Origin of the sequence: Alloalcanivorax balearicus MACL04 (assembly GCF_025532145.1) — a bacterium.
Lineage (GTDB): Bacteria > Pseudomonadota > Gammaproteobacteria > Pseudomonadales > Alcanivoracaceae > Alloalcanivorax > Alloalcanivorax balearicus.
Genome location: NZ_ARXS01000007.1, coordinates 156,527 through 178,840, shown reverse-complemented (window position 1 = coordinate 178,840; position 22,314 = coordinate 156,527). Strand labels below are relative to the sequence as shown.

Below are 22,314 nucleotides of genomic sequence, written 5' to 3'. Positions count from 1 at the left end.
GTTAACTATTCACTATTAACTATTCCCTGCTTTTCAGCGGTATTTGCTCACTTCCTCCACATCCCGCTGTTCCGGGTCCAGGGCCTCGAGGGCGTATTGGCGCCAGACGTCGGCGTCGAGGAACAGGCGGTAGAGGTCCGGGTCCAGGTGCTGGTCGTCGCGCATCTGGCGCATGATCGCCAGCGCTTCCGACAGCTTCAGCGGTGGTTTATAGGGCCGTTCCCGGGAGGTCAGCGCCTCGAAGATATCGGCGATGGCCATGATCCGCGCCGGGATCGACATTTGTTCGCGGGTCAGGCCGCGGGGGAAGCCGGTGCCGTCCATGCGTTCGTGGTGACCGCCGGCGTATTCCGGTACCCGCCGCAGCTTGCGCGGAAACGGCAGCGATTCCAGCATCGCCAGGGTCACGTCCATGTGCCCGTTGATGACCGCCCGCTCGTCCTCGGTAAGCGTGCCTTTGGGGATACACAGATTGCTCACCTCGTCGTCGCTCAACAGCGGCTGTAACCGCCCTTGCGCATCAGTCCAGGTACGCAGGGCCATTGCCCGGACCCGTTCCTGGTCCTCCCGGGCCATGGTTTCACCGCCCAGGTTGACCCGCTGTAACAGCGCCAGATCCGCTTCCAGCCCCGCCAGCGCCCGCTCTCTTTCCATCGCCAGCTCCGCGGTCCGCTCCGGTTCCGTCCGTTCGCGCTCGACGAAGTCCGCCAGTAATTCCGCCCGCAGCACCGCGAAACGAGCGGCGACCATGTCAATGCGGTCATGCAGGGCCTGCAGTTTGGTGGATTTCTCCAGCACCGAGTCCGGTGTCGCCAGCTTGCCGCAGTCGTGCAGCCAGGCCGCCACTCTCAGCTCGTACCAACCGTCCTCGTCCAGATCGAAGTCGGCGAAGGTGCCATGATCCTGGCAGGCGGCCCGGGCCAATAATTCGGTCAGCAGGGGCACCCGCTGGCAATGGGCACTGGTGTGCGGGCTCTTGGCGTCGATGGCCTGGGCGATGACTTTGACGAAGGCGTCCAGCAGGTCCTTCATCTCCGCCACCACCAGCAGATTATTCAAAGCGATGCCGGCGTAGCCCGCCAAGGCCTCCGCCACCACGCGCTGGCGCCGGGAGAACGCCAGCCTGTGGCCCTGGTCATCACGGGCATTGATCAGCTGCACCACACCGACCACCTCACCATCATGGTTGGGCAGCGGCACCAGCAATTGTGCGGACACCTCCGTGACCAGATCCGGTACCCACAGCGCCCGGTCCTCTTCCGCCAGCCCCTGTCCCGACGCCAGCAGCAGGGTTTCGCCTTCTTTCGCCACCCGCGCCACCGGACACCCTGATCGCGCCAGAGGCACTTCGACCCCGTCCGTCACGCCGCTGCCACCTTCTCCCTGCCGAATCATGCAGACCAGGCGTTCATCACCGCCATCGCCCCGATACAGCCAGAGCGCGCCGGCCTCCGCGCGGCACAGGGCGCGCGCCTCGGCGACGATGGTTTGCGCCAGCGTGGCCACGTCTCTTTGCTCATTGATACGCCGTGCCACCCGCAGCAGCGGCATCAGCTGATCTCCGATCCTGTGCAGTTGGGGCATGCCGTTTCCTCGTCGTTATTCGCCCAGAGCCTGTTCTTGCTCTTTACGCCGCCGCGCCGGAGTTCATTTTGTCGTCAGGTCGTGATTTCGGTTGTGCGGTGTAGTCATTCTACATAAACAAGCGTAATCGCGAGCTGGCGGCAAAAGGAGCCCGGCCCTTCGGGTTGCGCTGGAAAAGCCGCCTGAGGACGCTGTAGCCTTTGCCTTTGGCCCCACCAAAGCCTTCAGTCCCCAACGCCCTCAGGCGGCTTTTCCAGCAGCAACGCGGTGGCGTAAAGAGCAAGAACAGGCTCTCAACCCACGTCATAAGGCCGCTGTCATGGCTTGGCGCTTGAAGCCACCGCGGCGATTGCCTACCATCCGTCGGTTCCGGGACGCAAACCCGTGCCCCCGCACCGGGCCTGCTTTCCACATCTGCCTGCTTCATTTGCTTTGGATTCCGTGTCACCCATGAGTGTGAGCTATCGACTGCCCGACGGGGCAACCCTGGAGTTTGATCAACCGGCCTCCGCCCTGGAGATCGCCGGGCGGATCAGCAAGAAACTCGCCAAACAGGCGCTGGCGGTGAAGGCCAACGGCCATCTCACCGACGTCTATCTGCCCCTCACCGACGGCACGGAAGTGGAAATCATCACCCGCGACCATGAGGACGCTCTGGAGCTGATCCGTCACGATGCCGCCCATGTCATGGCCGAAGCCGTGCAGGAGCTGTTTGCGGAAACCCAGGTCACCATCGGGCCAACCATCGAGAACGGCTTTTATTACGACTTTCACCGGGAGACCGCGTTCACCCCGGAAGACCTGGTCGCCATCGAAAAGCGCATGCAGGAGATCGTGCGGCGCAATGAGGAGATCCGCCGCGAGGTTTGGGACCGGGACGAGGCGATCCGCTTCTTCCTGGATCAGGGCGAGGAATTCAAGGCGGAGATCATTCGTGATCTACCCGAGGGTGAGGAAGTCTCGCTGTATCGCCAAGGCGAGTTCATCGACCTGTGCCGGGGCCCGCATTTGCCCTCCACCAGCAAGCTCGGCGACGGCTTCAAGCTGATGAAAGTGGCCGGCGCCTACTGGCGCGGCAATGCCGACAACGCCCAGTTGCAGCGGATCTACGGCACCGCCTGGCGCGACAAGAAAGAGCTCAACGCCTATCTCAAACAGTTGGAAGAGGCGGAAAAGCGCGACCACCGCAAACTGGCCCGGGAAATGGACCTGTTCCATATCCAGCAGGAAGCCGTGGGCAGCATGTTCTGGCACCCGCGCGGCTGGCGCCTGCGCAAGAACCTGGAAAACTACATTCGCGCCAAGATGGAGAAGTACGACTACTCCGAGGTGTCCACCCCGCAGATGATGGACCGCGTGCTTTGGGAACAGTCCGGACACTGGGACAAATACAGCGACGACATGTTCACCGTCTGCACCCATGATCACCGGGAAATGGCGATCAAGCCGATGAACTGCCCCGGCCACGTGCAGATCTTCAACCAGGGCATCAAGAGCTACCGGGACCTGCCGATCCGCATGGGCGAATTCACCGCTCTGTTCCGTAACGAGGCCCATGGTGCCTTGCACGGTCTGATGCGGGCGCGTTCCTTCAGTCAGGACGACGCCCACATCTTCTGTACCGAGGGCCAGATCAACGAGGAAACCGCCGCCTTCATCACCATGTTGCGCGAGGTTTACCAGGATTTCGGTTTCGACAGCTTCCGCATCAAGTTCTCCGACCGGCCGGACAACCGCGCCGGTTCCGATGAAACCTGGGACCGCGCCGAGGGCGCTCTGCGCGAGGCGGTGGAATCCCTGGGCCTGGAGTGCGAACTGAATCCCGGCGAAGGTGCCTTCTACGGCCCGAAACTGGAGTTCGTACTGCGTGACGCCATCGGTCGTGACTGGCAGTGCGGCACCCTGCAGGTGGACTTCGTGTTGCCCGAACGTCTGGATGCCGAATACGTGGCCGAGGACGGCAGCCGCCAGCGTCCGGTGATGCTGCACCGGGCGGTGCTGGGGTCGCTGGAACGCTTCCTGGGCATTCTGATCGAGTCCACCGCCGGACATCTGCCATTATGGATGGCGCCGGTGCCGGTGGTGGTGGCCACCATTACCAACGCGGTGGATGACTACGCCGCCGGGGTGGTCGAGCAGCTCAAGGCGCGCGGCATTCCGGCGGAGCTGGATACCCGCAACGAGAAGATCGGCTTCAAGGTGCGCGAGCATTCCCGCGCCAAGGTGCCGGTGATCTGGGTGGTCGGCGAGAAGGAAGCCGAGCAGAATCAGGTGGCGGTACGCCGTCTGGGCTCCCAGGCCACGGATACCATGGATCTGGACGAGGCGGTGGAACAACTGCATCGGGACACCCGGGCGCCGATCTGAACGGGTCGGACGTCCGACCCCAAGAGGTCTCATGTTCAAAGCCAACGAACAACAGCCGGAAGGTTTCAGCGTTGCCCTCTCCGAAGCGCTGGATAATCTGGCCTTCAACGACCAGGGCCTGGTGCCGGTGATCGCCCAGCAGCACGACAGTGGCGAAGTGCTGATGTTCGCCTGGATGAACCGGGAGGCGATCGAGGAAACCGTGCGCACCGGCCGGGTCTGCTACTACTCCCGTTCCCGCGGCAAGCTGTGGCGCAAGGGCGAAAGCTCCGGGCAAGTGCAGTATCTCAAGGAACTGCGGCTGGACTGCGACGGCGATGTCCTGCTGGCCAAAGTGGAGCAGACCGGGCCGGCCTGTCATACCGGCCGCCGCGCCTGCTTTTACTGGAAAGTGGAGGGCGATCGGGTGGTGATCGACCGCGCCCCGATCATCGATCCCAACGAGCTATATAACTGAGCCATGCTGAAACTGCACAACACCCTGACCGGCCGCAAGGACGATTTCATCCCGCTGGACCCGAACCGCATTACCCTCTATGTGTGCGGGCCCACGGTGTACAACTACGTCCACATCGGCAACGCCCGTCCGGTGGTGGTGTTCGATGTGCTCTACCGGCTGCTGCGGAGGCTCTACCCCCAGGTGGTGTACGCCCGCAACATCACCGATATCGACGACAAGATCATCAAGGCGGCGGCGGATAACGGCGAGGAAATCGGCGCCCTCACCGCCCGTTTCACCACAGCCTTCGAAGAAGATATGGGGCGGCTCAACGCCCTGCCTCCCACCGTGGTGCCCAAGGCCACCGATCACATCGGTGACATGCTCACCATGATCGAAACGCTGATCACCAAGGGGCATGCCTACCAGGCCGATGGCCATGTGCTGTTCGCGGTGGAATCCATGCCCGATTACGGCAAGCTCTCCGGGCGCAACCTGGAAGACATGCTCGCCGGCGCGCGGGTGGAAGTGGCGGACTATAAGCGCCACCCCGGCGACTTCGTGCTGTGGAAACCGTCCAGTGATGACCAGCCCGGCTGGGATTCGCCCTGGGGACGCGGCCGGCCGGGCTGGCACATCGAATGCTCGGCGATGATTCACAAGCATCTCGGCGATGTCATCGATATTCATGGCGGCGGGCAGGATCTGATCTTCCCCCACCACGAGAACGAGATCGCCCAGGGCTGCTGCGCCCATGGCACCGAGTATGTGCGCTACTGGATGCACAACGGCTACATCAACATCGATGGCGAGAAGATGTCCAAATCCCTGGGCAATTTCCGCCTGGTCCGCGAGCTGTTGAAGGAATACCCCGGCGAGGTGCTGCGTTTCGCGCTGCTCTCCAGCCACTACCGTTCGCCGCTGAACTTCTCCGCCGAGGTGCTGGATCAGGCCGGCAAGAGCCTGGACGGCCTTTACTACGCCCTGCTGGGACGCGGCGAACAGGTCGAGCCCGATACCGGCTACCGTCTGCCGGAGGATCACCCGGTGCTGCTGGCTCTGCGCGACGATCTCAATACCGCCGAGGCGATCAGCGCCCTGCACGCGGTGGCCGCGAAGCTGAACAAGGCGGATCTGCCGGAAAAACCGGTACTCAAAGCGGAACTGCTGGCCGGCGCCGGACTGTTGGGCTTACTGGAATCCGATCCGGTGGCCTGGTTCCAGAACCAGGGCAGCGCCGATGACGGCCTCGCCAACGACGAGATCGACGCCCTGGTGGCGGAACGGACCGCGGCGAAGAAAGCCCGCGATTTCGCCCGCGCCGACCAGATCCGCGACCAGCTCAAGGACGCCGGCATCCAACTGGAGGATACCCGCGAGGGTACCCGCTGGAGCCGGGACTAGGAGCTTACACGCAGCACGCCGGCACGCTATTCACTGCTAAAGTCGGGGGACTACGAAGCCGCTGTAGGAGCTTGCCTGCAAGCGAATGGGTGCCTCTCTCAGGCCTTCGGGATATTCGCTTGCAGGCAAGCTCCTACAGCGGCCTTGTAGTCTGGTTTGGGGAGCGACCCGCAACGGATGACAGACAAATGTCATCTTCCTCGGGTATGCTGGCCGGATTCTGATTGGGAGTCGCCACCGTGAAACGGGTTCTACTGGCCAGCCTGCGTTTCTACCAGGGCTATTTAAGCCCCTGGCTGGGCAACCAGTGCCGTTTCTATCCCACTTGCTCCGAGTACGCGCGTCAGGCGGTGGAACACCATGGCGCCTTACGCGGCAGCGCCCTGGCGGCGCGCCGTCTGTGCAAATGTCATCCCTGGCATCCCGGTGGTTTTGATCCGGTACCAGGCCAGCCGCACCCGCTGCAGGGCGACGCTCAGCATGATGGTCCCCAGCAAAACGGCTTCCAGAGCAACGGCCCCAAGGCTAACGGAGAGGACCATGTGTCCCCGTAGCGCCAGGGCCTTCCCGGTTCGTCTCCTGCTACTCTCCCTGCTGCTGATCGCCGGTCAGTGGCAGATGGCCTGGCACACCACCGAGCATTTGCCGACCGCCACGTCCCAGGCCGGCGACATTCCCGACGATGGCGGCACCTCCGCCGCCCCCCATTGCCAGCACTGCGCGCCGGTACAGATTGCCGTGCCGCCCGCCACGCTGGTTCAGCATAACCCCGCGGCGGAGCCATTCTGGCGCCCGCTGGCGCAAGACCGTGGCCATACCCAGGCCGGTCTGCGCGCCTACCTTTCCCGCGCCCCACCTCTGTCCACCTGACCTCCAATTTCGCAGCCGCCTCAAGCGGTTCGGGTTTCGATGGCGCTTTTGTTATGATATAACATTCGCAGCTTGCCAAGGCATGCTCCGCGTGCCTGTTCGATAGAGGAAAAGAGTCCATGAGACGCAAAGCTTTACCCCTGCCGCTGGCCCTGGGGCTGATGGCCGGTGCCACCCTGGCCGCCCTGCCAGCCTCGGCGCAACAGAACGACAACACTGATGATCAAGCGTCCCATCAGCTGGATGCGGTCCAGGTGTCCGCGCTGCCTTTTGACGAGGACGCCGCCAGCGGCGCCTCATCGTTCGGCTTGCTGGAGGACAGTCTGCTGTTCCAACGCAGCAACGCCACCCTCGGCAACACGCTGGAAGGATTGCCAGGGGTTCATTCCGACACCTTTGGCGGTGGCTCCAGCCGCCCGGTGATCCGGGGCCAGGGGGCGCCACGGGTAAGTGTGCTCTCCGATGGCGCCCGCCTGTTCGACGCCTCCGATATCTCCCCGGACCACGCCACCACGGTGGAGCCCATGCTCGCCCGCAAGGTGGAGGTACTGCGCGGCCCGGCCACCCTGCTCTATGGCGGCGGCGCCATCGGCGGCGTGGTCAACGTCCTGGACGACAAGATTCCCACCCGCATGCCGGACCGTCCGGTGGAGGGCTTCGTTGCCGTCCGTGGTAATACGGTGGCCAACGAGAAGGCCGGTGCCGCCGGCATCACCGCCCGCGCCGGCGACCATTTCGCGGTGCACGTGGAAGGCTCCCGGCGCCGCGCCGACGACTATGAGGTGAATGGCTTCACCGTGCCCGACATCGATGGCACCTACGCCGATAGCGACAATGTCAGTGTCGGCGCTTCCTGGATCGGCGAGCGCGGCTACCTGGGCATGGCGTATTCCTACCGCAGCGACATCTACGGCCTGCCCGGCCACAGCCACGAATTCGAGGGCTGCGGGGCCGATGGCGATCAATTGTCCTGTGATGGGGATGGTCATGACCATGATCACGACCACGGTGAAGGCGCGCACGCACCGCCTTACGTGGACCTGGACGCCCGCCGCATTGATCTGCGCGGTGAATACCGGCAGCCGCTGCCCGGCATCGAAAAGGTCAAGGTGCGCTCCAGCCACACCGATTATCGCCATCATGAAATCGAGGGCGGCGAAGTGGGCACCACCTTCCGCCACAAGGGCTATGAAACCCGGGTGGAGGCGGAGCACGCGCCGATTGGCGGCTGGCATGGCGTGGTCGGTTTCCAGTACGCCGACCACCAGTTCAACACCCAGGGCACCGAAGCCCTGATGCCAAAGACCGACACCGAAACCCTCGGGGTATTCGCGGTGGAACACTACCGCTTCTCCGAACAGTGGCATCTGGAAGTAGGCGCGCGTCACGAGCATCAGCGTCTGGACCCGGTGGAGGATCCGCTGGACCGGCCTTCCTACAGCGACTCCGCCAATTCATTGTCGGCGGCGCTGACCTGGGCGTTTCTGCCGGACTATAACGTGTCGCTGTCCGCCACCCGCGCCCAGCGCATGCCCCATGCCCAGGAGATGTACGCCCGGGGGGTTCACCTAGCCACCAACACCTATGAGTGCGGCCTGGTGTCCAGCAGCTACACCTGCGGTGCGCCGGGTGACGATTCCGCCATTCATAAGGAAACCTCGCGCAACATCGGCCTGAATCTGCGCAAGGTTCGCGGTGATCTGACCTTCGATGTCGGTCTGTTCCATAACCAGGTGGACAACTACATCTACGCCCGCACCCTGGATCAGATCGAGGAATTCCGCCTGATCAAGTACACCCAGGACGACGTGGAGTTCACCGGCGCCGAAGCCGAGATGCGCTATCAATGGACACCGCGTTGGTCCACCACGGTATTCGGCGACATTGTCAAAGCCCAGTTCAGTCGCGGCGGCAACGAGCTGCCACGGATTCCGGCGAAACGTTTGGGCGGCCGCGTCAACACCTACTGGCGGGCGTTCGACGGCGAGCTGGAGTTCTACCGGATGTTCCCGCAGAACGACATCGCCGGCTACGAAAGCCGCACTCCGGGCTACGACATGCTCAACGCCACCCTCAGCTACACCCTGGAAGGGGCCCAGCGCTACAGCGTTTATCTGCGCGGCAGCAACCTGCTGGGCGAGGAAGTGTGGAATCACACCTCCTTCCTGGCCCGCACCGTGCCGGAGCCAGGCCGCAATCTGACCGTCGGCATGCGCATGGAATTCTGAGACCGGCCGGGCCCTTTGAGGGTCCGGTGCGATCCATTACTGAAACGCTATAACGTCATAAAACCGTAACGAATTCAGGAACGACACATGAACAGCTCATTGCACTCCGCCCTGCCCCGCCTCGGCGCCTTGACCCTGGCCCTGCTGCTGGCCGCCTGTAACAACGACACCGGCAGCACCACCCTGCCTGGCGGCGACGATGATCACGACCATGACCACGAGGAGACGGCCGGCCGTCTGGTCTTCACTCAGGCCGCGGGCAATAACTCCCGCGTTTACGTTTACGATCTGGAACAACAGGCCACTATCGCCGATTTCGCTCTGACCTATCCGGCTACCGCACTGCACGCCAGCCCCGGCGGCCGCTACGCGGTGATCATGCAACGTGACAACGATCAGGTGCAGATTCTGGATGGCGGTATCTGGCGGCACGAAGACCATGTCGACACCGGCACTCCCGGGCTCAGCGCCTTGACACTGCTTGGCGTTAAGCCCACCCATTACCGTGGCAACGACGGGCTCGGCACGGTGTTTTTCGACGGCGACGCCGCCACCGGCTCCCAGTTCCAGCTATTCAGTGACAGCAGCCTGGAAAGTGACGACGTCATCGCCTCTCACACTCTTGAGCAAGCGCACCATGGCATCGCCGAACCGCGCGGCGAGTGGGTACTGAGCAGCAATGTCAGCAGTGGAGCAAGCGGCGCCGACGGCATCGCGCTGTATCACCTGCACGGCGATCACTTCCATGCCGAGGGCACCCTGGCCACCGCGTGCCCGGGACTCCACGGCGGCGCCTCCAATACCACCTATTCCGTATTCGGTTGCGAGGACGGTGCGCTGGTGGCGGAGCTGCACGGCGACCACTTCCACGATCACAAGGTCACCGCACCGGAGCGTCTGGCGACGATCCTGGGCAGTCCCGATCTGGCCGATTTCGCCGCCCTCTCCTACCCCGGCTATAACCTCTACCGGATTGCCCCGGATGCCACCGAAGCCGAGCAGGTGGCGTGGCGCGAGAACACCGCCGCCGACGCCAAACCGCTCGCCTACGGTCTGGACCCGCACGGGGAGCACCTGGTGCTGCTCGACGATTCCGGCATTCTGCATGTGATCGATACCGCCGAGTGGCACCACCATGGGCAGATCACCGTATTGGACCAGGTCCCGGCCGACGGTGCCCCGGCACCGGCTTTGGCCTTCAGCGGCGACGGCCACGAGGTGTTCGTCTCCGACCCGCGGGCCCAGGCCATCCATCGCGTGGAACTGGAGTCCCTGACCGTGACCGCTGAGGTGGCGGATCTCGGCTTCGCTCCGTTGGGACTGGCCTGGACCGGTGCCGCCGAAGACCATGACGAGCACGACGGAGAGGAAGAAGGCGAGCACGATCACGAGCATTAAACGGTAAGCGGGCTGTTCCGCAACTGGATCAGCCTGCTCATACACAACACCCTGGCAAGCGCCCACAGCGACTCCGTGGCGCAAACTGTGGGAGCCAGCTTGCTGGCGAATACGACCTTCGGCGTTGGCACATTCGCTTGCAGGCAAGCTCCTACAGCGACTACGTAGTGATCTCTGAATAACAGATAACAAATGGGAGGAGCGTGTCGCAACCCGCCGACCTTTCTTACGCAGCAAACTTCATTACAATGACGGCACTCTATCGTGGTTGTGATGAAAGGACTGTTGTAATGAAGAAAACATGGCTTTTGGCCGTCGGCCTGGCCCTGCCCATGATCGCCAACGCCAGCGGCTTCGCCGGGCTGGACTACGTGAGCAGCAAGGTGGAACCGGATCGCGGCGGCAGCGCCAAACCCTCGGTGCTGCAGTTCAAGCTGGGCACCTGGATCAACCGCACCGAAACCCTGGGCGGGGAAGTACGCATTGGTCTGGGGCTGGATGACGACAGTCTGGGCAACGGCACCAAGGTGGAAATCGACCGCCAGTACGGCGCTTATTTTCGCGGGCAGTTCCCCAACTCCATGCCGATCCGCCCCTATGGCCTGATAGGCGTCACCCGGGTGGAAACCACCCATGACTATCGCGCCGGCGGCTCCAGCAGCAAGAATTACAGCGACCTTTCCCTCGGTCTGGGCGTGGACTTCACCGTCAGCCCCAAGGTGTTTCTGAGTGTGGAGTATCTGCGCGCCGTGGACAGCAGTGGCGACGAGGTGAACAACCTGGCGTTCGGCGTCAACGGCCGGTTCTGAACGACATACCGGATAACCAAGCAACGTCATGCCGGACTTGATCCGGCATCTCCCTCTACCAAGCGGTGTGCCCTCCAGAGGGAGATCCCGGGTCAGGCCCGGTGACGTACGGGTCAGGCCCGGGATGACGGCGTGCTTTTCACCAGTGGCTCACGAGCCGCGTTTCTTGTCAGAAAATCAGCGTCAGGGAATCGGCAGGTAGCCGCCTTCCACTTCCTTGGTGACAATCGCCACCGCATTGTGAGCGTGCAGGCTTTCCAGGTGATTCACCCGCAGCCAGAAGTCGCGATAGCAGGGTTGAGGATCCAGCGCATGCTTGAGACGACGTGCCGCGTCTTCACAGAACATCAGATTCTGGCCATTCAACAGCGCGAATTCCTGCTCATCAATACGCTTGACCGCCGTCTGCACCGGCGTCTTCAGCGCCTCTTCGATGGAGTCGATCAGCGCCGTGATCGGGAAGGATTCAGCAGCCTTATCGAGCAGCACCCGCACCTGCGCGATACTGCGCTGGCTATGGGGAGTGGCACGAATGCCTTCCTCGGTACCGAGCCACTCGAACACCTCGTCCACATCCACTTTGCCGGACTGAAAATCCTCGCGGAATTTCTCCTGGATCAACTGTCGGGCCAGCGCCGCGGAACAGGGGCAGGTGGAAGAGTACGGCACTTCCACGTACATCTCGGTGCACAGCCCTTCTTCACCCAGTGACGCCTTGATGCTCACGGTATAGCTCTTCCAGCCGGCGTAACTGCTCTTGAGCGCCGGGCGGCGCATGGAATATTCGAAATCGAACTGCACGAAACCACGGGTACTGAGCCCCTCATGGGTTTCCAGGAAATTGCCGAGCAGCTGTTCGATGGAAGCCGGGCTTACTGAATGATCCCCGAAGGTTTCTTCCAGCATCAAATACAGGCGCGACATGTGGATGCCCTTGGCATCCGGATTAGCCAGATTGACGTAGGCCTGAATGGAGGTGCTCACCGGGCGCTCGCCGACCCGGGTATCACTGACCCGTGCGGGCAAGTGAATTTCACTCATGCCGACCCAATCGAGGGTGCCGCCGATATGGTCGACCATGGAGTTGGATGCCACATCAGGCATCGCCTTGGTGTTGTCCGCACCGCTTTCGCGCTTCATGGAAATCTCCGATAAGGACGGAACGCGGGATGGCGCTAATCGGATGCCGGGACACAGAATGGCGCCCAACGAATCAGCACTGATGGCAATCCGACTGTCATCGTCCAATCATTCAGGGGCGCAGAGTGTAGCAGAAACCTTCAGCCAAATAGACCTATTGCTGTTGTGGAAATAGCCGTGAAAAGCCCTGATTACGGGCCCATGGCCGCACCGGCGCACGGTGGATTACGACACCGATTGGCACCTGAACAGTTATCTCATTGAAATATAAAGGGAAAAATACAGACCTTATGTTGGCCGGAGTACCGGCTCCGGCCCGACCAACAGCTTTCACTCATGGCATCGACAGCATCGACCTATGGGTCGAAAGGCTCCTCACCGCCGACCACCGCCTGGAACCGGGGCAGGTCCCGCAACGGCTGGAACATTTCCTCCGCCCGGGCATGCTGGCGCAGCGCGTCCGACTGATTCACCGCCTGCTCCAGATCACGCAGGGCGTTATCGGTTTCGCCCAGTCCGGCCCAGGCGCAGGCACGCTGGTAGAGCGCATGGGAGTTTTCTTCATCCACCTCGAGCACCCGGTCACACAGACTCAGCGCCCAACGCTGCTCACCCAGTTCCAACGCGGCATCGGCCTTCCACGCCAGCGCTTCCGGGTCGTCCGGGCGCAGTTCCAGGATGCGGTCGTACAGCTCGATTTTTTCCTTATAGCTGGGCTCTTTGGAGGCCTTCAGCCACAGGCTGTGGATCTCGTTGGTGCGCTCGATTTCCTCCTGATTCTCGGCGATGGTGAGGGACTTCTTGCGCAACTCCTTCTCCAGGTCCGCCAGCCGTGATTCGTACTCCACGGTCAAACGGGACATTTCCTTCTCCGCGTAAACACGGACGTTGTCCTTGAGATCCCGGATCGTGGACCAGCCCACCAGCGCCAGAATCGAAGCGGCGCCGGCGATCAGGTAAAAGAAGTAAGTCACCGTGTTGGTGGCGTAGCCCATGGCCTTGTCCGCCACTTCCAGTTCCCGGTCGGTGACCTGCTTGGTCATCTCGTTGCGGTATTCCATCATGTCCTGACGGAGGGAACGCAATTCGCCGAGAATCCAGTTTTCACGGAACTGGGAAATCACCGGCCCCTTTTCAATCTCGCTTTGCGCCTCAGGCCGAGGCGTGCTCCGTGAGTCTTCCGGAGCCTGTGAGGTTTGGGCCTGGACCGCCAGCGGCAACATCAGACAACCGATCAACACACCCACTTTTCCGCCAACACGGCTGAGCCGCTGAAGCAGCGCTTTGCGGAACACGATTCACCTCTTCCTCTTGCTGATTATTGCCCCTGGGAACCTTCCAATGGGCGACGTTCACCCAAACCGGTGAGGTGCCCCATGGCAAACACCAGCCAGGCAGCGACCATCGCCGGGAAAACCTCCGACATGGTCGCATTAAGCCCCGCCAGGCGCCAGCCAACCGCCACCACAGTCGCGGCGACGACCATACTCACCGCCACCGGCTCACCGGGACGGCCACCCAGCGCATAAACCACCAGCAGACTGCCAAACGAAGCACCGAGAATCCCCCAGGCGAACAACACCAGATCAAATACATTCTCGTTGGCGAACAGAGCGATCCCCAGGGATGCCACCACCACCAGCAGAGTGATGACACGGGCGGTCCCGTAACCGTGCCAACGGCTCGGCATCAGGTCCCGGGACAGACAGGCACTGCAGCTGAGAATCAGAGAATCCACGGTGGAGATGGTGGCCGCGAACAGCCCCGCCAGCACCAGCCCGGTGGCCACATCCGGCAACAGTTCCTGGGCCATTACCGGCAATGCCAATTCCGCGTCCAGCTTGCCGGCGTTCATCACCAGCGACGGGTCAACAACGCCTTGATCCATCAACAACCGGGCCATCATCCCGACGCCCACCGCCAGCGTGTAAAAGGCGATGAACCAGGCGTAGTAATAGCAACGGGCCCGGCGCACCGAACGGGGGTTCGCCACCGCCATGAAGCGCACCATGACATGGGGCTGACCGATCACCGCGGCACCGGCGAACGTCCAGCCCACCAGAAACAGCACCGGCCCTTGCCACCCCAGCGCCAGGCTCGCCTCGGAAAAGAAACGGAAGAAGTGATCGGAGACGCCATGCAACCCGGTCCACGCCGCCTCCCAGCCACCCACCATATGCACCGCGGTCCACAGCATCACCGTCATGGCCACGATCATCACCACCGATTGCGCCGCATCGGTCCAGATCGAAGCACGCAACCCGCCGGAAAAGCCATAGAACAACACCATCACCGCGCCAATGATCGCGCCGGTACGGGTATCCCAGTCGAACAGGGCATGCAGCGCCTTGCCACCGGCCTTGAACTGAGCCGCCGCATAAACCCCCAGCAACACCACGGCGATAACCGCCGCCACCGTCTTCAATACTTTGAATTCCGTACCATTCCAGTTGGCCAGCAGTTCCGGAAAAGTAAGGCTGTCCCGCTTCTCCGCGGTCTCACGGATACGGCGGGCCACCAGGGTGGAGGCCATCCAGTCGCCCAGAATCCAACCCACCATCATGGTGAACGCCGGCAAACCCGTGGCGTAGGTGTAGCCGATCACACCGATGAACATGAAACCTGAATTATTGGTGGCGACAGCGGAAAGTCCGGTCAGGGACGGTGCCACGCCGGAGCCGGCGAGCAGGTAATCGGCCTGGCTTCGGGAACGCACCAGCACCGAAGCGAAACCGATCAGAAGAAACAACAACATGAAGCCAATGAAGCTCGCCAGAACCATCAGGCGCCTCCCCGAACAGCCAATTACTTTGACATCTAAATATTATATCTCTAAACTAGCCTACCACTTTGAGCCACGGAGGTCCCGGCCTTGCCGCCTGGTTAGCCGCAAAAACCCCTTTCAACTCGAAATTGCGTTTTTCTTTTTTCAGTCATATTGATTCGCTATCAAGGCAATAAACGGACATGGCCAGACACGACGAAGTGTTGATCGCGTTACGACAGATTATTCGCGCCACCGATTTGTACTCCCGGAAGTTGAGCAAGGTCGCCGGTCTTACCGCGCCTCAACTGCTGGTATTGCAGGCGATCGAACCCCATGGGGAATTGACCATGGGCGATATCGCCAATGAGGTATCAGTGAGCCAGGCCACGGTCACCACCATTCTTGACCGCCTGGAGAAACGGGGGCTGATCGAACGCAAACGTGGCGAACAGGACAAACGCCGCGTTTACGCCTCGCTCACCGGCGAGGGCGTCGCTATTCTAGAGCGAGCCCCCACCCCTCTTCAGGAGGAGTTCATGGCCCGTTTCGAGCAGCTTCAGGACTGGGAGCAGACGTTGATTCTCAGTTCACTGCAACGGGTCGCCGCGATGATGAACGCGGGCGACATCGACGCTTCACCGGTACTGGATCTGGGCGCCATCGATCGCGCTCAGCCGGTAACCGAGGAACGCCGGAGCCGCCATCGCACCCATTCCCAAACCGACCAGAAGTGACACCATGCCTGCAGACGACACGACCGACAAAGAACACCAGGACGACGACCTGACCCTGCGCAAGCCGGAAAGCCAGGACGGCCCCCGGGTGCATCAGTTGATCGCGGAGTGCAAACCCCTGGATGAGAACTCCGTCTACTGCAACCTGCTGCAATGCACCCATTTCGCCGATACCTCGGTGGCGGCGGAGCTGGATGGCGACCTGGTCGGCTTCATCTCCGGCTACCTTCCGCCCAAGCAACAGGACACCCTGTTCGTATGGCAAGTAGCGGTGCATGAGAAAGCGCGGGGCCGGGGTCTGGCCAAGCGTATGCTGGCCGCCCTGCTGGAGCGCGACGAAGCCACGGATGTGCGCTACATCGAAACCACCATCACCCCGGACAATGAAGCTTCCTGGGGCATGTTCCGCAGCTTCGCCTACGAGCGCCGCATGCCCACCGAGGAATTCATCCTGTTCGATTCGCGCCTGCATTTCGCCGGCCAGCACCAGGATGAGCATTTGTTGCGCATCGGCCCGTTCAATCGGGACGACGCCTGAAAACGAATTCAGAGAGGACGACGGAACCATGGATACCGACATTTTTGAAAGCCACGAATCGGAAGTAATGAGCTATGCCCGCAGCTTCCCGGTGGTCTTCGACCAGGCCAAGGGCAGCTACCTGTACGACGAAACCGGTGCGGAGTACATCGACTTTCTGGCGGGGGCCGGCACCCTCAACTACGGCCACAACAACCCGATCCTGAAAGAAAAGCTGCTCGAATACGTCCAGCGCGACGGCATCGTCCATGGCCTGGACATGCACACCGCCGCCAAACGGGAATTCATGGACACCTTCTATGAGGTGATCCTCAAACCCCGCGACATGGACCATGTCATGCAGTTCACCGGTCCCACCGGCACCAACGCGGTGGAAGCGGCACTGAAAATCGCCCGCAACATCAAGGGCCGTCACAATATCATCGCGTTCACCAATGGCTTCCATGGCGTCACCCTGGGCGCCCTGGCCGCCACCGGGAACAGCCACCACCGTGGCGTGGCCGGCGTTACCCTGGGCGGCGTCAACCGCATGCCCTACGACGGCTATCTGGGCGACGCCTTCGATACCACCGAGTACCTGGACAAGGTGCTGGGCGATTCTTCCAGTGGCGTGGACTTCCCCGCCGCCGTGATCGTGGAAACCGTACAGGGCGAGGGCGGCATCAACGCAGCCAGCTTCGAATGGCTGCGCAATCTGGAAAAGGTGTGCCGCAAACACGACATGCTGCTGATCCTGGACGACATCCAGGCCGGCTGCGGCCGTACCGGCAGCTTCTTCAGCTTCGACGAAGTGGGTATCAACCCGGACATCATCACTTTGTCCAAGTCTCTCAGCGGCTATGGCCTGCCGTTCGCCATGGTGTTGCTGAAACCGGAACTGGACCAGTGGAAACCCGGCGAGCACAACGGCACGTTCCGGGGCCACAACCTGGCGTTTGTGACCGCCACCGCCGCTCTGAATCACTACTGGCGCGACGACAAGTTCGCCCAGGAAGTTCAGAAGAAAGCCGACATCATCACCGAGCGTTTCCGCGATATCGCCCGCAGTTACGATGATCATTGGTTCTACTTGAACGGGCGCGGCATGATGCAAGGCCTGGTCTGCCGCGACGGCGAGCTGGCCGAGGAAATCACCAAGGCCTGCTTCAAACGCAAACTGGTGATCGAGACCTCCGGCGCCGACGGCCAGGTGATCAAAACCCTGTGCCCGCTGATCATCAGCGAGGAAGATCTGAACCGCGCCATGGAGATTCTCAAGGACAGCGTGACCGAGGTCATGACCGACCGGGTCAAGCGCGGTGAAGCACACTCCGTAGGCTGATCCCACTCGTGCTCCCCCGCCCGGGGGAGCACCTTTCTCCCCTGCCATACTCTGGAGCTACTTTAATGATCGTACGTACTCTGGCGGAAGCCGAGAAAACCGAACGCCGCGTGGTCGCGGAAAATGGTAACTGGCAGTCCGTGCGGCTGTCCCTGAAGGAAGACGGCATGGGCCACTCCTTCAACATCACCACCATCTTCAAGGGCACCAAGACCCACATCAAATACGCCAACCACTGGGAATCGGTGTATGTGATGTCCGGCAAGGGCAAAATCGAGATGGTCGAGAGCGGTGACGTCCACGAGCTGACCCCCGGCACCATCTACTTGCTCGACCAACACGACGAGCACTACCTGTATGGTGGCGAAAACGAAGACATGGTCGTGGCCTGCGCTTTCACGCCGCCCTTGAGCGGCAAGGAAGTCCACGACGAAAACGGTGTTTACCCCGCCGACCTGGACTGACTTTCCTTCCGGCCCCACCCCGGCGCGCGGTTCCGCGCGCCAATCATGGCATTGCCCCTCGCCATGCGTATAATCGGGGCATGACCCGGATACTGATCGCCGACGACCACCCCCTGTTTCGCGCCGCGTTGCGCCAGGCGGTGGCAAGCAGTTTTGCTGATGCCCGTATTATTGAAGCGGATTCCCTGGCGGCGCTGGAGCGCCTGGGCCAGGACGAGGCCGTGTTCGATCTGATCCTGCTGGATCTGCACATGCCGGGCACGCACGGCTTTTCCGGTCTCGTCTATCTGCGTGATATCTATCAGCGGGTGCCCCTGGCGGTGATTTCCGCCAACGAAGAGGTCGCTGTGATTCAACGGGCTTTGCATTTCGGCGCCGACGGCTTCATTCCCAAATCCGCCTCGGTGGACGCCATGACCGAAGCGCTGGAAAGAATCATGAACGGCGAACGCTGGGTACCGGAAAAAGCCCGCGGCCCCCGCCCTCCGGACCTCGCCGACTACACCGCCATGCGCGAGCGCATCACCAGCCTGACGCCGCAACAATTCCGGGTCATGGGCATGTTGCTGGAAGGCATGCAGAACAAAGTGATCGCTTACGAACTGGATGTCTCCGAAGCCACGGTCAAGGCGCACATGACCGCTATCTTCCGTAAACTCGGTGTCCGCAACCGGACCCAGGCGGTGCTGGCGCTCAAGGATCTGGCCATCGAGCCTCCCGGCGATCTCTGATTCACAACGCCCGCAGCACCGCCAGCAAGGCATCCTGATTGACTGGCTTCTGCAGAAACTGCACGCCCATCTCTTCCGCCATGGTGCGGATCTCCGGGCGCCGGTCAGCGGTAATCAAGACCGCCGGCACCACATCGTCCCAGTAGCCGTCCAGCGCCTCGATCACCTGAAAACCGGTCTCGCCATGGTCCAGTTGATAATCCACCACCAGTAAATCCGGCGCCGGCTGATTTTTTGCCTTTTCTATCGCCTCGCCCACGGAACCGGCCACCACCGGCTCACACCCCAGTGCACGGAATAACGCTTCCAGACTGGCCAGCAAGGCGGCGTCATTATCGACGCAGAACACCCGCATGCCCTGAATATCCCTCTGCGGCTCCTCGATGACATCCACCGGCGTGGCCAGCGGTGTTTGCGACCGGATTCGTGGCACCGAGACGCTGAACACGGTGCCCTTGTCCGGCCAGGAACGCACCGTCAATGGATGTTCCAGCAACCGGCAAATACGGTCGGCGATCGCCAACCCCAACCCCAGCCCCTTCACCTGTCGGCGCCCCTGCTGCGGCAAGCGCAGAAATTCCCGGAACACCTGGGTCAGTTGATCCTCGGGAATACCCGGCCCGGTATCCCAGATCTCGATACGGACCCAGTCGCCATCGCGGCGGCAGCCGAACAACACCTTGCCACGATCGGTATAACGCACCGCATTGGACAGCAAATTCTGCAGCACCCGTCGCAACAGGGTGGGATCGGTACGTACCTCCACGTCCGCCGCCACCAGGTGCAGGCTCAGCGCCTGATCCCTCGCCAACACGCCGAACTCCTGTCCCAACTGCAGCATCAGGGGCCGCAAACTCACCGGTGCCGGATGGGACGGCATGGTGCCAGTGTCCAGCCGGCTGATTTCCAGCAATGCGGAGATGATTTGTTCCGCCGCCTGCAGCGAGCTGTCGATATGCCCCAGCACCTCTGTTTCGTAGGCAAAATCCTCTTCCTTGCGGCTCAGCCGCTGTCCCAGGGAAGAAACAAACAAGTGCGCCGCGTTGAGTGGCTGCATCAGGTCATGGCCGGCGGCGGCCAGGAAGCGGGTCTTGCCTTCATTGGCCTGCTCCAGCTTGGCATTCAATTCCGATAGCCGGCGGGTCCGTTCGGACACCATCTGCTCCAGGTTTTCATTGATCTGCCGCAACGCAATTTCGTCACGCTTACGTTCGGTCACATCCATGTAGGTACTGACGAAACCACCCCCTTCCATGGGGTTGCCGCGCACTTCCACCACCACGCCATTGGGCAATTCCCGCTCGAAGCGGTGAGCATGGCCCTCACGCAGCAACTGCACCCTTTTATTGACGTCCTCCTCCAGATCGCCGCCATCGTAGAAACCACGCCCGGCGTTATAGCGATACACCTCCCCGATCGGCCTGCCGAGACGAATCAAACCCTCCGGGTACTCGAACATGCGCACATAGGCCTGATTCCAAGCCACCACGTTAAGGTCACGGTCCACCACGCAAATACCCTGACTGATGGTCTCGATAGTGGTGCGCAGCAGTTGATGATTGAACTGAATCAGCTGGGACGCTTCGTCCATGATCCGCACCATTTCATCATGGCGCACATTCTGCTTGCTAAGCAGGGAGCCCATCACGATACGCGCGGTGGACGCCCCCATGGCCCCGGCCAGCAATCGCTCCACATAGCGAACCAGATGCAACGGTGCCGGCAACTGCAGATCCGCCGGCACCTGACGCCGCTCCAGATAATCGAAGAACAATGTCCGCGCGCGCGGGTGCCCCAGTCCCCTCTCACAGACCTGCAGCAATTCCGCCGTGGAGATCAGCGGATGGCCCATCTTCTCCCGCCACCAATCGGTGGGGGTATCGACAAACCGGGTGGCCTGGGTTTCATCCAGCGCCTCACGGAAAGCGCGCCGGGAAAAATAGATATAGGCGGCCAGATTCAGACTGAGACTCCAGAACACGCCATGGGTCAACGGATCCAGCCCTTCGATACCAAACAAGGCGTGGGGCCGCAGCACACCAAGACCGATCAGCCCATGGAGATTGAGCCAGTCCACCGCCGAATCCGGCAGCATCAACGGCAACAACAGGCAGTACAGCCAGAGCATGAAGCCCGCGATCATGCCAATAAAGGCACCCGTGCGGTGCCCTTTGTGCCAGTACAGCCCCCCCAGCAGCGCCGGCGCGAACTGTGCCACGGCGGCGAAGGAAATCAGTCCCAGGTGAGCCAGCCCCTGAATGCGGTCAATGATGGTGTGGAACAGAAACGCCAGAACCAGCAAAAGAACAATACTGAGGCGCCGAAGAAAACGCAGCTGCCCGCTCAGATCGGACAGTTCTTCCTTGCCCTGGATCCGGTATTGCACCCAGGCCGGCAGCAGAATTTCGTTGGTCAACATGATCGCCAGAGCGATGGTGGAGACAATCACCATGCCGGTGGCGGCGGCGATACCGCCGATAAAGGACACCAACAACAGCCCATGATTGCCAGTGGCCATGGGCAACGACAACATAAACATGTCTTCCTTGGTGCCTGGCGGCAACATCTGCAACCCCGCCGCCACGATCGGCAGCACGAACACCGCGAACAGCAGGAGATACAACGGCAACACCCAGCGACTGCTGCGCAGATGACGGAGATCGTTGTTCTCCACCACCCCCACGTGGAACTGCCGGGGCAGACAAATGATGGCCAGCATCGACAGCAGTAACGCGGTGACGAACCCTTGGGAAAACAGGGTCGGCTCGAACAGATCACGAACGGCGACGTCGGCGGTGACCCGATTCCACAGATCGAAAGGGCCACTGTAGATACCGAATAGACAGAACAGTCCGATAATGACGAAGGACACCAGCTTGACGAAGGATTCGAAACTGACCGCCAGCATCAGTCCGGACTGGTGCTCGGTGGCGTCGATGTGACGGGTACCGAATAACAAGGTGAACAACGCCATCAGTGCCGTGACCACCAAGGCCGTATCCAGGGGCGGCGACACCTCCGCTCCCAGCACGTGCTCGAACGACAAGGTCACCGCCTTCAACTGCAAAGCGATGTAGGGCAAGACGCCGATGATGGCCACCAGCGTGACCAGCACCGCCAACTGGCGCGACTTGCCGTAACGGGCGGCCAGAAAGTCGGCGATGGAAGTAATGTGGTGCTGCTTGCCCACCGACACCAGCTTGTAGACCAGCGCGGCGCCGAACAGCACGGTGATGATGGGGCCCAGGTAAATAGGCAAGTAGGTCCAGCCACGCTGGGCGGCCTCCCCCACGGCGCCATAAAACGTCCATGAGGTGCAGTACACTCCCAGGGCCAGACTGTAGCTCCAGGGATTGTTCACCACCCGCAGGCCACGCCGCTCGGCACGATCCCCCCACCAGGCGATGACAAACAGAATCAGAACATACAGCAGCGCCAGGCCGCCCAACTGCCACAGAGAAACCACCTTGCCTCCGAACCGCGATACCGGAAGATGCCCGGGGCGGGCCTATCCTCCGCC

18 protein-coding genes are annotated in these 22,314 nt (G+C 61.7%); 13 read left to right on the top strand and 5 right to left on the bottom strand.

Annotated elements, in window-relative coordinates; translation table 11 throughout:
• Positions 1–33: 33 nt before the first annotated feature.
• Positions 34–1,584, bottom strand: coding sequence for an HD-GYP domain-containing protein (locus MA04_RS08595; protein WP_262460121.1), 1,551 nt, complete (start codon positions 1,582–1,584; stop codon positions 34–36).
• A 450-nt stretch (positions 1,585–2,034) separates the two neighbouring features.
• On the opposite strand from MA04_RS08595, the gene thrS reads away from it, so the two are divergent.
• The 8 genes from thrS to MA04_RS08555 all read left to right on the top strand — a co-directional run bounded on the left by thrS (position 2,035) and on the right by MA04_RS08555 (position 11,099).
• A complete protein-coding gene (gene thrS / locus MA04_RS08590) occupies positions 2,035–3,951 on the top strand; it encodes a threonine--tRNA ligase (protein WP_163125371.1) in 1,917 nt (638 codons plus the stop codon).
• A gap of 31 nt (positions 3,952–3,982) precedes the next feature.
• Complete coding sequence (gene hisI / locus MA04_RS08585; protein ID WP_097057430.1) at positions 3,983–4,408, top strand: phosphoribosyl-AMP cyclohydrolase; 426 nt, start codon at positions 3,983–3,985, stop codon at positions 4,406–4,408.
• A gap of 3 nt (positions 4,409–4,411) precedes the next feature.
• Positions 4,412–5,794, top strand: coding sequence for a cysteine--tRNA ligase (gene cysS / locus MA04_RS08580; RefSeq protein ID WP_262460120.1), 1,383 nt, complete (start codon positions 4,412–4,414; stop codon positions 5,792–5,794).
• A 239-nt stretch (positions 5,795–6,033) separates the two neighbouring features.
• Positions 6,034–6,348: a membrane protein insertion efficiency factor YidD gene (yidD, locus tag MA04_RS08575; protein ID WP_262460119.1), complete on the top strand. Its 315-nt coding sequence runs from the start codon at positions 6,034–6,036 to the stop codon at positions 6,346–6,348.
• The gene (locus MA04_RS08570; RefSeq protein WP_163125375.1) at positions 6,335–6,664 is read left to right on the top strand and encodes a hypothetical protein; all 330 of its coding nucleotides are present in this window, start codon (positions 6,335–6,337) and stop codon (positions 6,662–6,664) included. Before yidD ends, MA04_RS08570 begins: the two co-directional genes overlap by 14 nt.
• A gap of 119 nt (positions 6,665–6,783) precedes the next feature.
• Entirely contained in the window at positions 6,784–8,892 is a 2,109-nt protein-coding gene (locus MA04_RS08565) for a TonB-dependent receptor domain-containing protein (RefSeq protein WP_163125377.1), read from the top strand.
• An 87-nt stretch (positions 8,893–8,979) separates the two neighbouring features.
• Positions 8,980–10,290: a hypothetical protein gene (locus MA04_RS08560; protein WP_262460118.1), complete on the top strand. Its 1,311-nt coding sequence runs from the start codon at positions 8,980–8,982 to the stop codon at positions 10,288–10,290.
• A 290-nt stretch (positions 10,291–10,580) separates the two neighbouring features.
• A complete protein-coding gene (locus tag MA04_RS08555; RefSeq protein WP_262460117.1) occupies positions 10,581–11,099 on the top strand; it encodes a porin family protein in 519 nt (172 codons plus the stop codon).
• 183 nt (positions 11,100–11,282) lie between these two features.
• Here MA04_RS08555 and folE2 read toward each other — a convergent pair whose 3' ends face one another.
• From folE2 to MA04_RS08540, 3 genes are all read right to left on the bottom strand, one after another.
• On the bottom strand, positions 11,283–12,239 hold the full coding sequence (gene folE2, locus MA04_RS08550) for a GTP cyclohydrolase FolE2 (protein WP_080530498.1): 957 nt from the start codon (positions 12,237–12,239) through the stop codon (positions 11,283–11,285).
• Between the two features lie 356 nt (positions 12,240–12,595).
• Positions 12,596–13,534: a tetratricopeptide repeat protein gene (locus tag MA04_RS08545; RefSeq protein WP_262460116.1), complete on the bottom strand. Its 939-nt coding sequence runs from the start codon at positions 13,532–13,534 to the stop codon at positions 12,596–12,598.
• A gap of 23 nt (positions 13,535–13,557) precedes the next feature.
• Positions 13,558–15,021 (bottom strand): sodium/proline symporter, encoded by a 1,464-nt coding sequence (locus tag MA04_RS08540; protein ID WP_262460115.1) that lies wholly within the window; start codon positions 15,019–15,021, stop codon positions 13,558–13,560.
• Between the two features lie 185 nt (positions 15,022–15,206).
• Here MA04_RS08540 and MA04_RS08535 point away from each other — a divergent pair, with 185 nt between their 5' ends.
• The 5 genes from MA04_RS08535 (at position 15,207) to MA04_RS08515 (ending at position 18,794) form a co-directional block, all read left to right on the top strand.
• Complete coding sequence (locus MA04_RS08535; RefSeq protein ID WP_163125385.1) at positions 15,207–15,740, top strand: MarR family winged helix-turn-helix transcriptional regulator; 534 nt, start codon at positions 15,207–15,209, stop codon at positions 15,738–15,740.
• 4 nt (positions 15,741–15,744) lie between these two features.
• Entirely contained in the window at positions 15,745–16,278 is a 534-nt protein-coding gene (gene ectA, locus MA04_RS08530) for a diaminobutyrate acetyltransferase (protein ID WP_262460114.1), read from the top strand.
• A gap of 28 nt (positions 16,279–16,306) precedes the next feature.
• Complete coding sequence (ectB, locus tag MA04_RS08525) at positions 16,307–17,599, top strand: diaminobutyrate--2-oxoglutarate transaminase (RefSeq protein ID WP_026949823.1); 1,293 nt, start codon at positions 16,307–16,309, stop codon at positions 17,597–17,599.
• Positions 17,600–17,664: 65 nt separating this feature from the next.
• Positions 17,665–18,063 carry an ectoine synthase gene (locus MA04_RS08520; RefSeq protein ID WP_262460113.1) on the top strand — a complete coding sequence of 133 codons (399 nt, stop codon included), beginning with the start codon at positions 17,665–17,667 and terminating at the stop codon, positions 18,061–18,063.
• Between the two features lie 80 nt (positions 18,064–18,143).
• Entirely contained in the window at positions 18,144–18,794 is a 651-nt protein-coding gene (locus MA04_RS08515; protein ID WP_022993755.1) for a response regulator, read from the top strand.
• Between the two features lies 1 nt (position 18,795).
• Here MA04_RS08515 and MA04_RS08510 read toward each other — a convergent pair whose 3' ends face one another.
• Complete coding sequence (locus MA04_RS08510; RefSeq protein WP_262460112.1) at positions 18,796–22,260, bottom strand: hybrid sensor histidine kinase/response regulator; 3,465 nt, start codon at positions 22,258–22,260, stop codon at positions 18,796–18,798.
• Positions 22,261–22,314 lie beyond the last annotated feature (54 nt).